This window comes from Clostridium saccharoperbutylacetonicum N1-4(HMT), assembly GCF_000340885.1.
Lineage (GTDB): Bacteria > Bacillota > Clostridia > Clostridiales > Clostridiaceae > Clostridium > Clostridium saccharoperbutylacetonicum.
Map to the genome: position 1 here is coordinate 2684785 of NC_020291.1, position 14201 is coordinate 2698985.

Below are 14201 nucleotides of genomic sequence, written 5' to 3' on the forward strand. Positions count from 1 at the left end.
ACAGAACTTATTTAAAAAGTTCTGTTTTTTTAATTCAATTACAAATTTGATGAAAAATATTAATACAAATTAATACAATATAGCTCAAAAATAGTGATTAAATCCATGAAACCAGCCCTATAAAATAAAAAAAATATAAAAAAAGTAGCATAATGTGGAGAAAAGTGTGGAAATTAAAGTAAAAGTTATGAAATGAAAGTAAAAGGAAATAATCATGATATGTAGAAATTTAAATTCATAAGGTATTGAGAATTAATAAAATTTATGGGAGGTATGAATAAATGTATGAAATTTTAGAAAATAAGAATGCTGGGTTACAGTATAATTTGTTTAAAAAAATTCATCCTGGGTTTAAGACGTTTTTTGATGATTTTAATGAAGATTCATTGGCTATTATGGGAAAAAAAGCAAATGTTAATGATGAAATCATAATACTATTTATGAACTCAATTTGGGATGATAATTTATCTATAGGAATTGGAAATATTGATCGTCAACATAAAGAAATACTTAATTGTATTAGTGAATTATTGTTTTTTATGAAACAAAATAAGAGCAAAAAAGTAATTTTAAAGGCATTTGATGAGACAGAAAAATTTATTAGCAGACATTTTAAAGAAGAGGAAGCAATTCAAAAGCAATATAAATATCCTAAGTACAAAACAATAGTAAAGGAACATAGAAAGGTTTTAAGTGAATTAGATAAATTAAAGTGTTTCGTTGAAAATGGAAGTATGTCTCCTTTGTTTGTGGCTAATACATATCAAAAAATGTTTAATGGATATAGGAGGCATATATTGGAGTTAGATAAGGAATTTGGAGAATTTTTATTAAAGTCAATCAGAGGATAAATATATAAATTTAAATAACTAAATAAGACTTAAATTGGTATAAAATTAAATTTTATAGACGAAATACGCTTGACTTATTAATTTTATCAAGTGTATTTCGTTTTATAAATAAATCAATATTAAACTAATATTAATTTTTTAATCCAACAGTAATAAAAGCAATTGAGAATAAATGGGAAAAGTGAGGCAGATATAAATAAATTTAATTACCTATTAATGATGTAATATCAAAAATATATGGTTGTATTAAAAATGGATTTATGTGGTATAAAAGAAGTATTGGGGGGGTATTATGAGAATTTTATGTGATGATTGCAATACAAATTGCAATATTGAAAAATACAAAGAAAGATTGGAGAATATTATTGTTAAAACAAATTATAATTTGTTGGATGATGAGGTAATTTATCTAAGTCAGTTTCTTGACGATATGATAGCTAATTGTGTTTTTTGTGAAACCAAAAATTTGTATAAGTTTAATAAAAAGTATACATTTAAGGCATATGAAATTTTATATTACTATGGAAAGCAACACTTATTTTTGAATTTATTTTATTATATAAGTGAAGCAATTAAAAATGATAAGTTAATTTATATTATTATGGAAGAAGAACTTTATGAAAATTTAATTAAAACACTTATAATAAATAGAGTTAATATTGATAATATTAAACTAAAGGCTTTGGAGGATATAATTTTAGGCGAAGATGAGTATCGATTAAATGAAACATCAGACTTATTTTCCTCAAATTATAAAAAGAAACAAAGTGGAGTAAATTGGATAATTGAACCATTGCATATAACTAATACAAGTGTACAAAAATATATTTTAGATTTGAAAGTCACTATAAATAAATTCATGAAAAATAGTAAATCAAGTATATTGTATGTATATGATGCTTATGAATGTATGCATGAACATAAAATTGCTTCAAAATTAGATTGCACTTTAAAATGTGTAATGGAAAATTCATCTACTAATTTATACCAATAAAAGTATATTATAAATAAATTTACAGAATATTGTGAAAAAAGTGTCTTTTATGGTATTATATATATAAATCAAACTTGAGGGGGTTGGAGAATATGGACAATTTAAAAGGAACAAAAACAGAAGCAAATTTATTAGCAGCTTTTGCAGGAGAATCACAAGCAAGAAATAAGTATAGTTATTTTGCATCAAAAGCCAAAAAAGACGGTTTTGTACAAATTGCATCTATTTTTGAAGAAACTGCAAATAACGAAAAAGAGCATGCTAAAATTTGGTTTAAGCTTTTAGAAGGAATAGGAACTACAGCAGATAATCTAAAATCAGCAGCTGAAGGAGAACATTATGAATGGACAGATATGTATGTAACTTTTGCAAAAGAAGCCAAAGAAGAGGGGTTTGATAGAATTGCATATTTGTTTGAACAGGTTGCTAAAATTGAAAAAGAACATGAGGAACGATATAGAAAGCTTATTGCTAATGTTGAAGGTGATTTGGTATTTTCAAAGGATGGAGATGTGATTTGGGAATGCGCTAATTGTGGATATATCCATATTGGGAAGAAAGCACCTGAAATGTGCCCAGTATGTGAACATCCAAAAAGTTATTTTCAAGAAAAAGCTAAAAATTATTGATTATAATATTTAGGGGGAGAATTAAATTATGGAAGAACAAAAATTTTATGTATGTAAACATTGTGGTAATATGGTAGCATCAATAAAAGATTCAGGAGTAAAGATAACATGTTGTGGTGAACCAATGACATTATTAGAGCCAGGAACAGTTGAAGCTAGTGTTGAAAAGCATGTACCTGCTGTTACATATGAAAATGGAGTTGTTAATGTTGAAGTTGGTTCGGTTTTACATCCAATGGAAGCAGAACATTATATTGAGTGGGTTTTCTTGAAAACTGAAAATGGTGGGCATAGAAAGATTTTAAAGTCAGGTGATGAACCTAAAGCATCCTTTTGCTTAGGAGAGGATAAACCAATGGCTGTGTATGCTTATTGCAATTTACACGGTCTTTGGATGGCAAAAATTTAGGTAATATATTTTAACGTTAAGATAAGCATAAATATATTATTTTAAGAATTACAAAAGTTATGGTGTAAAAAGGGAGAAATAAGGTATGGGAGAATATAGATATTATATTTGTAAAAAATGTTCTAACTTGGTTGTATCCATAAAAAATTCAGCAGGAAAAATGATTTGCTGTGGAGAACCAATGAATAGGTTGACAAATGATGCGATGGAAGCTAGTTGGCAGAAGAATATTCCTATTTTTACATATGAAAATGGAGTTGCTAAACTTGGAGTTGATTCAAGCATACTTCCTATGATAGAAGAATATAGTACAAAATGGATTTTCTAATAGGGGGAAATATTTTTATAAAATAAATTTAAAAGAATTTAAGTGAAAAAATGGATTAGTTACGACATTAACGAGTAACTAATCCACTTTCTATTTAAATTTTTATTCATATTATTTTTCCATCAGATATTTCGATTATTCTGTTGGTCTTGTTGGCAATCCTATTATCATGAGTAATTATTATAAAGGTTGTTTTATATTTTTCATTAATATTTCTCATAATATTATTATCCTTTAATAAAAATTATATCGTTACATAAAAGTTAAATCAATAATAATAATAATAATAATAATAAATTACTTTTCTAAAATTAAAGGAATATACTTAAATTTTAAACTTAATCAATAAATATCAGAAAAATGTTAAAAAAATAATGCAGTCATGTAAAAATGACTGCATCTTTATCTTCTGTTATTAATACTCACAAGAGAGGGGAGTAATATCTTTTGTATGTATTAATTGTAACATGATACGACAAGAATGTCTATGAAAATATTATTAAAATAAAAATTTTGTAGAAATTTAAATAAAACTTTCAAGAGGGTATGCTCTGAAAATGTAGAAATATATGATTATAGACATAAATGGATAAAAAGAAAATTGAGAGGTGATTAAATCAATTATTAATTTTTATGAAAGAAGGTAAAGCAGAAATTGGAGAAAATTCTTTTTGTTGATGATGAAGCTCAAATATTAAAAGCTTGCAGAAGACTTTTTGTTGATTCAAAATATGATGTGATTACTGCTCAAAGTGGTGAGGAAGCCTTAAATATTTTAAAAGATGAAGAGATTGATATTATAGTAAGTGATATGAAAATGCCTTATATGTCAGGATATGAATTGCTTAGTAAAGTAAAAGAATTATATCCAGATATAATTCGTATAATATTAAGTGGATTTTCAGATGAAAAAGTTGTTTTTGAGGCATTACAAAAAAACATTGCAAAGCTATATATCTTAAAACCATGGGAAAATGATGTACTTATAAACACTTTAGAAAAGGTACTTCAACTTGAAAAAGTATTGAAGAATAATAATATTTTAAAACTTATAAATAAAGCGGAAGAACTACCAACAATTAAAACTTCTTATGAGAAGATTATAAAAACAATAGATAGCGAAAAAGAGATCCATAAAATAGTTGAAGCCATAGAAGGCGATTATTCTATTGCGAGTAAGTTACTTCACATTGTCAATTCATCCTACTATGGTATAAAAACTGGTTCTGTACAAAGAGCGGTTTCTTACCTCGGAGTTGATAATATAAAAAATATAGTTATTGCTTCAGCTTTTATTGATAGCTTGAAATTTGATCCTAGGTATAGTAAAAGATTAGCTTTATTATGGAAGCAATCATTTGTATCAAATAGAATATTTAATATAATATACAATGAATTTTTAAATAAGAAAATTCCAGAAATAGCGATGACTGCAGGGCTCTTATGTAATGTTGGGATTGTATTCATGATAAATTTTTATAAAGATACATATATAGAGATGTTTGATAGTATAAAGAAAAAAGGTGAGGACATAACAGAACTTGAAAACAAAGTGTTTGGAACAAATCATCAGGAGATAGGAGGATATTTATTAAGATGGTGGGATATACCTATTCCTGTTGTTGAGGCCGCAATTTATCATCATAATCCTTTTGACGACAATATTATAAATAAGGAAATTACATGTATTGCACATATAGCTGAAAAATATGCTTGGGATGTTTTAGAAGAGATTTATATTGGTAAATTTAGTGAAAATGTATTCGAAGTACTAGGTATTGATAAAGCATTATTTGAAAGAAAGCTTAAAGATAACATGGAATTAACTGGCATGGTTGGAGTATAGAATTGTTAATATGGGAGGTAAATATGGTTGTTGAGCAATTTAAATTTAACGAAATAAATGATATAGATAAACTCAGTGAAATGTGTACTTTGGTAGAATCAAATTTAATCCTAATGTTTGGGTCAAAGGAGTTTATTTGCAACAAAGATATATTTGATAAGATTCGAGGGTATTATAAAACAGCATATATAATTGGGTGTTCAACTGCTGGAGAGGTATATAATGATCAGGTTAATGATAATGTACTGACAGTTACAGCAATAAAGTTTAAAAGAACTGAAGTGAAATTCTTTCAATCAAAGATCTTTGATTCTAAACAATGTTATAAACAAGGTATAAAAATAGCAAATTCTATCCCAAAAGAAAATTTATCTCATTTATTTGTACTTAGTGAAGGGATGAATATAAATGGTAGTAAATTTATTGAAGGATTAGTGGATGGCCTTCCTGAAGAAGTTAAAATAACAGGAGGACTTGCAGCAGATGATGATAGGTATTTTGAAACTTTTGTTATTGCAAATGATTACGCTGAAGAAAATTCAGTTGCAGTCATAGCATTCTATGGGGAAAATATTAAAATTGGGTATGGTTCTGTTGGTGGTTGGAATACTTTTGGAATAGAAAGAAAAATTACAAAAGCAAATGAAAACATTTTATATGAATTAGATGGAAAGCCTGCTTTGGATTTATATGTTGAATATTTGGGAGAATATGCAAAGGATTTACCAGCTAGTGGTTTATTTTTTCCATTAAATATAAGATCAGATGACAATAAGTTTAACGTTGTTAGGACAGTTTCAAGTATTAATGAGAAAGAGAGAAGCCTTAAATATGTTGGCGAAATACCTAAGGGATATCACGCAAGATTAATGAGAGCTAACTTTAATAATTTGATTAATGGTGCGGCTAAGGCAGCAGAAAATTGTATTAAAAGTATTAGTTATAATAAGCCTCAGCTTGGAATAATAGTTAGTTGTTGTGGACGAAAATTTGTTTTGAATCAAATGTGCGATGAAGAGATTGAAGTGGTAAGAAACATTTTTGGAAAAGATGTTGTTTTAACTGGATTTTATTCTTATGGAGAAATAGCACCATCTAATAAGGATTCAGTAACTGAATTTCATAATCAAACAATGACTATTACACTCATTGGAGAGGAAGAGTAATATGGATAAAATTAATAAGATTTTGCAAAGGCAATTAAACAAGTATATTAAAGAAGATGAAATTTCAGAGGAATTTAAATCATTTATTGAATCAGTTAATTCTGCATATAATGAGTTTGAAAAAGATAGGCTTTTATTAGAAAGAAGTCTTGAAATAAGTGAAAAGGAATATAATGATAATCTATTGAAAATCGAAAAACTTCAAGGCCAAATTATTCATCAAGAAAAAATGGCAGGAATGGGACAACTTTCTGCTGGTATAGCTCATGAAATAAATAATCCGTTAGGATTTGTAAAAAGTAATGTTTATACATTAAGCAAATATAAAGACAAAATCAAGGGACTTTTAGATTTATACTTTAAAGTTGAAAATTTTTTGGAAATAGAAGATAAAGAAAATTATGATACAAAGTTTTCAGAGGTTTCTGAGTATAAAAAAAATAATAAAATGAATTTTGTCTTTGAAGATATTGATGATATTATAACTGAGTCTAAAGATGGACTAAATAGAATTGAAATGATAGTTAAAAGCCTTCTTGGATTTGCACGGGGAGCAAGTTCAAATGAATTTGCGGATTATGACATTAACAGTAACATTAAATCAACAATTGTTATTGCTTATAATGAGATAAAATATAATGCAAAAGTTGAGGAAGACCTTGAAGAAGTTCCAGTGATACAAGCAATTGGTGGTGAGATAAATCAAGTTATTTTAAATATGCTGATAAATGCATCACACTCCATTAAATCCAAAGGTGTTCAAGGTATAATAAAAATTCACACCTATTGTGAAGATGATTATGTAAAATGTGAAATAAGTGATAACGGAAATGGAATTGAAGAGAAGAATTTAAAGGATATTTTTAATCCATTTTTTACAACAAAGCCTGTTGGACAGGGAACTGGTTTAGGGTTAAGTGTCTCTCATGATATTATTGTGAATAAGCATTCAGGAAAGATAGATGTTAAAAGTTGTGTTGGCGAAGGTGCAACATTTATCATTTCTTTACCAATAAATAATGCACAGGATTATGAGAAGTAAAATTAAATATCAGTATAGGGGTGTTAATTTATGAAGATACTTATTGTTGATGATGAAAAATTAAATTTAAAGATAGCAAATGATTACTTGGAAAAATCTAATATTAATTGTGAGGTTACTCTTTGCAATGATTCAACTGAGGTTGAAAAATTGGTTAGTGAAAATAATTTTGATATTATACTTCTTGACATAGTAATGCCTAAAATGACGGGAATTGATGTATTAAAGATAATTCGGTCAAAAGAAGAATATAATAATATTCAAATTCTTATGTTCACATCACTTACTGATAATGACAGCTTTAAGAAATGTTTTGAAAATGGAGCAGATGATTACGTTAATAAACCAATTAAGGAAGTTGAATTTTTTGCGAGATTAAAAGCAGCAATTAAAACAAGAAGTAATGCAATTATGTTAGAAGAAATGTTTGAAAGAATAAAGAAACAAAATAATGAATTGAAATTATTAAATAAAACTTTGCAAGATACACAATTTCAAATAATACAGAAGGAAAAACTTGCTGCAATTGGTGAATTGGCAGCAGGGGTAGCACATGAAATTAATAATCCTCTTGGGTATTTAGGAAGCAATTTAGAGACCTTATCAAAATTTGTGTCAAAAATACAAACAATGATAGAAGAATATAGAGGAATAATTAAAGGAAAGAATTTAGATGAAAGAGATATAGAAAATTATAATATGAGCAAAGAAGAGGCTTATATTAGAGACATGGAAAAGAAATTAAAAATAGACTTCATAATGGGGGAAATGGGAGGAATTATTAAAGATTCATTGGATGGCGCAAATCGTGTATCAAAGATAGTTAGTAGTTTACAAAATTTTGCTAAAACTGGCTTTGAAGATGAAATGGTCAATAATGATTTAAATATAATTGTTGATGAGGCAGTTTTGCTACTTAATAATGATTTGAAGAGTGTTGCAGAAATTGAAAAGATTAATGGGATAATCACTAATATAATATGCAATAGAAGTGAAATAGGGCAAGTGATAATGAGTCTTCTCACAAATTCATTGCAGGCAATAAAGAGTCAAAATAATGAAAATGGAAAAATAATTATTAGAACCTTTGAAGAAGATGGTAAAGTTTGTTGTAGTATTAGTGATAATGGTCCTGGTATAGAAGAAAATGTATTAAGTAAAATATTTGATCCATTTTTTACAACAAAGGAAATTGGGACAGCTGCTGGAGTTGGGCTTACTATAGCACATGATGTAATAGTTAAAAGACATCATGGAGAATTTGATGTGAAAAGTATACCAAGAAAGGAAACCATATTTACTTTTAAATTTAAAAGTATTAATTGATTAATTTTTGAAATAAATTTTATTTATTAATAAATGCTTGAATAATAAAAAATATAATGTATGAGAGGATGAGATTAATATGTCAAACACATTTAATGAATTAGAAATTCTGAAGGTTGCAATGTTAATGGAGGAAGAAGGGAGGGCTTTCTATACTAATGGCGCTAAATATGCCGATGGGAGATTAAAGGATTTTTTAATAGCAGCAGCAGGACAAGAAATTTTGCATAAAGAATTATTTTCTAAGCTTTATGATGAGTTATCAAGTAAAATAAATGAGGATTATGATTATCTTTTTGATCCAGAAGTGACTTCGTATTTTAAAGATTTAATTGAAAACAAGGTATTTGATAAGAAAACACCTCAAGAAGATGCGTTTAAAGACTTAAAGAGTGCTATAGAGTATTCTATTAAATCAGAAGAGCTTACAGTAGAAGTATATACAAAGATGTATGAAGGTATTGAAAGAAAAGATGTAAAAGATGTACTAGCTAAAATTATAGAGGAAGAAAAAACACATATTGAGGAGTTTAAGAAACTTTTATAATTTAAAGAAAATTTTTTACTCAGAAGGAAACAGTATTTTAAATATTTCTTATACTGTTTCTTTTGATTATATTTTTACATAATTATAATAATAAGGGTTGCAAATTTATAGAAAAAGTTCTAGAATTAATATTAACAAACAATAATTATTAATTAGAGGTGATAATATGAATGAAACTATAAAAGTAATACAAAACCATAGATCGATTAGAAGCTTTATTGATAAAGATATAGATAATCAAATAATTGATGAAATTTTAAAAGCATCACAATCAATGCCTTCATCTATTAATGGACAGCAGACTTCAGCAATTGTTATTAGAGATAAAGAGACAAAGGCAAAAATTGCACATTTCGCTGGTGACCAAAAATGGATTGATGATGCACCTGTATTTGTAATTTTTATAATGGATTTTTATAAAACAAAAATTGCAGCTGAGATAAATGGACTAGAACAAGTTATTAATGAAAGTATAGAAGGAACTATTGTTGGAACTTTTGATTCAGGATTAGCTATGGGAGCTGCAATAATAGCTGCTGAATCCCTTGGACTTGGAATAGTACCAATTGGTGGAGTTAGGAAAAATCCAAAGGAAATAATTGAAATTTTAGAATTACCGTCTAATACGTATCCTATAGCAGGCTTGGCAATTGGATATCCTAAAGATAATTCAAAAAAGAAGCCTAGACTTCCTTTTAATACTTTTAGGCATGATGAGAAATATAATAAGGATATAATTGAAGATAATATTAAAAAGTATGATGAAACAATGGAAACATATTTAAGGGATATTGGTCGAGAACAAGAAGGAAACTGGAGTAAGCTTACTTCTGGTCTTTATAAATATGTTTATTATCCAGAAGTTTATCCTACAATTAAAAAACAAGGTTTTGATAATAATAAGTAAAGTAAAATTGGTGGTGAAATAATGTCGTATTTATTTGTAGAATATCCAAAATGCACAACATGTAAGCGTGCAAAAAAGTGGCTCGATGATCACGAAGTTGATTATGAAGATAGACATATAGTAGAAAAGAATCCAACAGCTGAGGAACTTCAAAAATGGATTGAAAAAAGCGAACTACCAATTAAGAAGTTCTTTAACACTAGCGGGATTTTATATAAAGAAATGAATTTAAGTCAAAAGCTCAAAACTCTTTCAGAAGAAGAACAAATTGAACTTTTAGCAACAAATGGAATGTTAGTTAAGCGTCCAATATTAGTTGGAGAAGATTTTGTACTTGTTGGTTTTAGAGATGAAGCTGTGTGGAAAGAAACATTGAAAGTTAATAACGATTAGTAATTAAATGACTAGCAGTATTTTCTGCTAGTCATTTTTATATGATATTTTAGTATATTGGGCAGGTTAAGCTCTTATGGTATAATTTACATGAGAGATAAAATTATATAAATAGATATAAAAATATTGTAAGAGAAGAAATAGTTATTACTGTTTTTATATCTATGAAATTGGAGGGATTTTATGGCAGTTATTGGTATTGATTTAGGAACTACAAACAGTTTGGTTGCTGTTTGGGAAGATGGGAAAGCTAGAATTATACCTAATGTTTTAGAGAGAAATTTAACACCATCAGTTATTAGTGTTGATGAAAATAATGAAATATTAGTTGGTGATGTTGCTAAAGAAAGACTGATTACACATCCAGAGTGTACAGTGGCAAATTTTAAAAGATTTATGGGAACAGCTAAAAAAATAAATCTTGGCACCTATACTTTTACACCAGAAGAATTGTCTTCATTTATTTTGAAAAGATTAAAGGAAGATGCTGAGAGTTACTTAGGGGAAGTTATTGAAGAAGCAGTAATAAGTGTTCCTGCATATTTCAATGATGCTCAACGTAAAGCAACTAAAAGGGCTGGTGAGCTTGCGGGAATGAAAGTGGAAAGACTAATTAGTGAACCAACAGCAGCTGCTGTAGCTTATGGACTTCATCAAGAAGATGATGAAACTCAATTTTTGGTTTTTGATTTGGGTGGAGGAACCTTTGATATTTCTATTCTTGAATTATTTGAAGGAGTCATGGAGGTTAAGTCTATAGCGGGAGATAATTTCCTTGGTGGAGAAGATTTTAATAAACTTCTAGTTGAATATTTTATTGAAAAGAATAATTTAGATCTATATAAATTAGATAAGAAAGCAGTATCAGCTTTATGTAAGCAGGCTGAATTATGTAAACAAGCATTATCAATGAGTGATAATGCAACAATGAAATTGGTAGTTGATGAACAAAATTTTGAAATAGAATTAGATAGAAGTAAATTTGAAAAATTATGTTCAGATTTAATTTTGAGATTAAGACACCCAGTAGAAAGAGCTTTAAGGGATGCAGATATATCTCCTAGTGAAATTGAGGCTGTAATTTTGATAGGTGGAAGTACAAGGATGCCTTTAGTGAGAAATGTGGTTAGCAAAATGTTTAATAAGCTACCTTTTTCTAATATAAATCCTGATGAAACAGTGGCACTTGGCGCAGCAATTCAAGCTGCTTTAAAAGAAAAAAACTCAGATTTAAAGGAATTAGTGTTGACAGATGTATGTCCATATACACTTGGTGTAGCAGTAGCAAGACGCATGAATGGTGAAAGTTATGAAGCTGGATATTATTTGCCAATAATCGAAAGAAATTCACCAGTTCCAATAAGCAAGGTAGAAAATTTAGTACCTACGGCAGACAATCAAACTCATATTAGTATAAAAGTATATCAAGGTGAGAGCAGAAGAGTGGAAAATAATATAGCTTTAGGAGAATTTCAAGTTCCTATTCCTAAGGATAAAGCTGGAGTGCAAGCTGTTGCTGTAAGATATACTTACGATATAAATGGACTACTGGAAGTTGAAGCTACAGTAGAAAGTACTGGGATTAAGAAAGCTTTAATAATTGAAAAAGCACCAGGATCGATGACTGAGGAAGAAATAAAAGAACGTATGGAAGTGCTTAAAGAAATTAAAATTCATCCGAGGGATAGAACAGAAAATAGATTGCTATTAGCAAGAGGTGAAAGGTTATATGAAGAAGCCCTTGGTGATATGCGTGAATATATTGAAAAATTATTAGCTGAATTTGAAAGAATATTGGCTACTCAAAATCCTAAATTAATTAAAGAGTATGCAAAATTATTTTCTGAGAAACTAGATGAATTGGAGAAATATTATTAATGATTTGCTGGTGGGATATATTAGAAATACCTTATGATAGTGATACTAAAACTATAAAAAAAGCTTATGCCAAACTATTAAAAGTACATAATCCAGAAGATGATGCAGAAGGTTATCAAAGGCTTAGACAAGCATATAATGAAGCTATTATGTATTCCAAGAAAAATAATGTTAATCAGTATGATAATACTAGTAACTTAGAAGGAGTTTCTTACAATTTAAATAATAGCACTTTACAGAACTTAAAGGAGGAAAATAATCAAGATTTAACAGAGTTTAATTCATCTATATATGAATATGATGAGAAAATTAGTGGAAATTCAAGTATTGTTAAAATTTACAATGAAGTTCAAAATCCTGAAATAAATATTAATGAACAGATAGAGCAATTTTTTTATAGATTAGAGGAAATATACAAAAATATTTATCTCAGGATTGATACGACTGTATGGGAAGAATTATTAAATTCAGATGTACTTTGGAATGCAGAGAGCTTTAAAACTATTGAAGATATGCTATTTGACTTCTTGTGTACTCATAAATATTTACCTGCGGAAATATGGATTAAGCTTAATAATAATTTTACATGGAGTAGAAATGAAATAAAATTATATAATAAATATTCAGAAACTATAGTTGATGAAATTTTAAAAAATCTTAAAACTCCAAACAAGCTTAAATATGATTATGTAAGAGATATAAATCCAGATATTATCGATGAATATTTATATGAAAGGCAGGAAGGTTATGAGGCATTGCAAGAAAAAAATTATGCAAAAGCATATATTTCCTTAAATAAGGCAAAAGCATTATTTGATCAAGACCCTGAATTGTTGAGGACAATAGGTGATTATAATTATGAATTTAATCATATGAATGAAGCTTTAAAATATTATAAATTAGCTTTTCAAATAAATAATTATGATCTAGAATGTGTGTTACATATAGGAAAGATTTTGGTCTCCTATGAACTTTTTAGTGAAGCAGTACCATATTTTAAAGTTTGGCTGTCCTATAATAATAATGATAAATTTGCATTAGATTATATGTCTTATTGTTACTATTATAGTAATGATTTAGTTATGGCAAGAGAAAGTTTTAAAAGGCTATTGAGCTTTGATGAAAATAATAAATTAATAAAAAAATATTTGAAAAATATAGAAGCAAAATTGGAAGGAAAGTATGTTAGACAAATTAAATTCTATAAAGATAATTTATTAGAAGAAGTTGAAACTGAAAAAGTAATTAGATCAAAAAGGTTATATGAAGAAGAAAAAAAGCCATTAAATCTAAGTAATATATTTAGAACAGTTATATTTATTGTGATGATAATTGGAGCCCTAGGATGTATGGCGGAACATAGAAATCAAGTAGAAATCAATTATGATAATACAAAAGAATCCAAGATAGATACCAATAATGTTTTGTTTTCTGATATAATTACACCTAAGCAATTTATTAATGCTTCCATAAATAGTAATGTAAAAATGCATTTATTTGAAGTGAAGCCGATTAAGTATTATAAGATATCAGAAGTCTTTGAAAATAGAGTTATATTTTCGGAAGACGAATTAAAACAAAAGGGCTTGAACAATAAAGTTGAAAGTCAGCTATACATTGGTACGTTAAAGCAACAAGTATTTATATTTTCAGATTCAAAATGCAGTAAAAAAACTATTGATAAAAGTGGAAGTTATGAATTAAAGGGGGCTAAATGTTTTATTGATACTAATATAGAAAATAAAATTCAAAAAGAATATGCTTCTTTGTATCCTAGTTATCATTGGGTGCCAGGTGGATTTATCGATGCTTCACAAGATGAAATTAATAAAGCTATTAATAAAAACAGCAAACTAATAAAATAGTTATAAAACTTGAATTGAAA

Annotated in this window: 14 protein-coding genes and 1 pseudogene; 14 read left to right on the plus strand and 1 reads right to left on the minus strand. The window is 27.7% G+C overall.

Features of this window, described 5'->3' with window-relative positions; translation table 11 throughout:
* The first annotated feature begins 281 nt into the window (after positions 1 to 281).
* The 5 genes from CSPA_RS11895 (at position 282) to CSPA_RS11915 (ending at position 3211) form a co-directional block, all read left to right on the plus strand.
* Positions 282 to 851, plus strand: coding sequence for a bacteriohemerythrin (locus CSPA_RS11895; protein ID WP_015392520.1), 570 nt, complete (start codon positions 282 to 284; stop codon positions 849 to 851).
* Positions 852 to 1143: 292 nt separating this feature from the next.
* Entirely contained in the window at positions 1144 to 1845 is a 702-nt protein-coding gene (locus CSPA_RS11900) for an MEDS domain-containing protein (protein ID WP_015392521.1), read from the plus strand.
* A 92-nt stretch (positions 1846 to 1937) separates the two neighbouring features.
* A complete protein-coding gene (gene rbr / locus CSPA_RS11905) occupies positions 1938 to 2474 on the plus strand; it encodes a rubrerythrin (protein WP_015392522.1) in 537 nt (178 codons plus the stop codon).
* A gap of 28 nt (positions 2475 to 2502) precedes the next feature.
* On the plus strand, positions 2503 to 2883 hold the full coding sequence (locus tag CSPA_RS11910; protein ID WP_015392523.1) for a desulfoferrodoxin family protein: 381 nt from the start codon (positions 2503 to 2505) through the stop codon (positions 2881 to 2883).
* Between the two features lie 85 nt (positions 2884 to 2968).
* Positions 2969 to 3211, plus strand: a complete 243-nt coding sequence (locus tag CSPA_RS11915; RefSeq protein ID WP_015392524.1) for a desulfoferrodoxin — start codon at positions 2969 to 2971, stop codon at positions 3209 to 3211.
* A 106-nt stretch (positions 3212 to 3317) separates the two neighbouring features.
* On the opposite strand, the pseudogene lolD reads toward CSPA_RS11915, so the two are convergent.
* Positions 3318 to 3437 (minus strand): annotated as a pseudogene (gene lolD / locus CSPA_RS30560) (lipoprotein-releasing ABC transporter ATP-binding protein LolD); the annotation flags it as partial.
* Positions 3438 to 3866: 429 nt separating this feature from the next.
* Here lolD and CSPA_RS11920 point away from each other — a divergent pair.
* From CSPA_RS11920 to CSPA_RS11960, 9 genes are all read left to right on the plus strand, one after another.
* On the plus strand, positions 3867 to 5057 hold the full coding sequence (locus CSPA_RS11920) for an HDOD domain-containing protein (protein ID WP_015392526.1): 1191 nt from the start codon (positions 3867 to 3869) through the stop codon (positions 5055 to 5057).
* Positions 5058 to 5080: 23 nt separating this feature from the next.
* Positions 5081 to 6223, plus strand: a complete 1143-nt coding sequence (locus tag CSPA_RS11925) for an FIST signal transduction protein (RefSeq protein ID WP_015392527.1) — start codon at positions 5081 to 5083, stop codon at positions 6221 to 6223.
* Between the two features lies 1 nt (position 6224).
* Positions 6225 to 7265 (plus strand): sensor histidine kinase, encoded by a 1041-nt coding sequence (locus tag CSPA_RS11930; protein WP_015392528.1) that lies wholly within the window; start codon positions 6225 to 6227, stop codon positions 7263 to 7265.
* A gap of 30 nt (positions 7266 to 7295) precedes the next feature.
* On the plus strand, positions 7296 to 8591 hold the full coding sequence (locus CSPA_RS11935) for a response regulator (protein WP_015392529.1): 1296 nt from the start codon (positions 7296 to 7298) through the stop codon (positions 8589 to 8591).
* A 79-nt stretch (positions 8592 to 8670) separates the two neighbouring features.
* Entirely contained in the window at positions 8671 to 9138 is a 468-nt protein-coding gene (locus CSPA_RS11940) for a ferritin family protein (RefSeq protein ID WP_015392530.1), read from the plus strand.
* Positions 9139 to 9304: 166 nt separating this feature from the next.
* The gene (locus CSPA_RS11945; RefSeq protein ID WP_015392531.1) at positions 9305 to 10045 is read left to right on the plus strand and encodes an NADPH-dependent oxidoreductase; all 741 of its coding nucleotides are present in this window, start codon (positions 9305 to 9307) and stop codon (positions 10043 to 10045) included.
* 21 nt (positions 10046 to 10066) lie between these two features.
* Entirely contained in the window at positions 10067 to 10438 is a 372-nt protein-coding gene (locus tag CSPA_RS11950) for an arsenate reductase family protein (protein ID WP_015392532.1), read from the plus strand.
* Positions 10439 to 10621: 183 nt separating this feature from the next.
* Positions 10622 to 12316 carry a molecular chaperone HscC gene (locus CSPA_RS11955; RefSeq protein ID WP_015392533.1) on the plus strand — a complete coding sequence of 565 codons (1695 nt, stop codon included), beginning with the start codon at positions 10622 to 10624 and terminating at the stop codon, positions 12314 to 12316.
* A complete protein-coding gene (locus CSPA_RS11960) occupies positions 12316 to 14181 on the plus strand; it encodes a J domain-containing protein (protein WP_015392534.1) in 1866 nt (621 codons plus the stop codon). The genes CSPA_RS11955 and CSPA_RS11960 overlap by 1 nt, the downstream gene beginning before the upstream one ends.
* Positions 14182 to 14201 lie beyond the last annotated feature (20 nt).

What these genes read in the sequence shown, in the direction of transcription:
- CSPA_RS11895 (WP_015392520.1), top strand. Translation starts at nt 282, where the DNA reads ATGTATGAAATTTTAGAAAATAAGAATGCTGGGTTACAGTATAATTTG.
- CSPA_RS11945 (WP_015392531.1), top strand. Translation starts at nt 9,305, where the DNA reads ATGAATGAAACTATAAAAGTAATACAAAACCATAGATCGATTAGAAGC.
- CSPA_RS11950 (WP_015392532.1), top strand. Translation starts at nt 10,067, where the DNA reads ATGTCGTATTTATTTGTAGAATATCCAAAATGCACAACATGTAAGCGT.
- CSPA_RS11925 (WP_015392527.1), top strand. Translation starts at nt 5,081, where the DNA reads ATGGTTGTTGAGCAATTTAAATTTAACGAAATAAATGATATAGATAAA.
- CSPA_RS11930 (WP_015392528.1), top strand. Translation starts at nt 6,225, where the DNA reads ATGGATAAAATTAATAAGATTTTGCAAAGGCAATTAAACAAGTATATT.
- rbr (WP_015392522.1), top strand. Translation starts at nt 1,938, where the DNA reads ATGGACAATTTAAAAGGAACAAAAACAGAAGCAAATTTATTAGCAGCT.
- CSPA_RS11955 (WP_015392533.1), top strand. Translation starts at nt 10,622, where the DNA reads ATGGCAGTTATTGGTATTGATTTAGGAACTACAAACAGTTTGGTTGCT.
- CSPA_RS11900 (WP_015392521.1), top strand. Translation starts at nt 1,144, where the DNA reads ATGAGAATTTTATGTGATGATTGCAATACAAATTGCAATATTGAAAAA.
- CSPA_RS11935 (WP_015392529.1), top strand. Translation starts at nt 7,296, where the DNA reads ATGAAGATACTTATTGTTGATGATGAAAAATTAAATTTAAAGATAGCA.
- CSPA_RS11910 (WP_015392523.1), top strand. Translation starts at nt 2,503, where the DNA reads ATGGAAGAACAAAAATTTTATGTATGTAAACATTGTGGTAATATGGTA.
- CSPA_RS11960 (WP_015392534.1), top strand. Translation starts at nt 12,316, where the DNA reads ATGATTTGCTGGTGGGATATATTAGAAATACCTTATGATAGTGATACT.
- CSPA_RS11940 (WP_015392530.1), top strand. Translation starts at nt 8,671, where the DNA reads ATGTCAAACACATTTAATGAATTAGAAATTCTGAAGGTTGCAATGTTA.
- CSPA_RS11915 (WP_015392524.1), top strand. Translation starts at nt 2,969, where the DNA reads ATGGGAGAATATAGATATTATATTTGTAAAAAATGTTCTAACTTGGTT.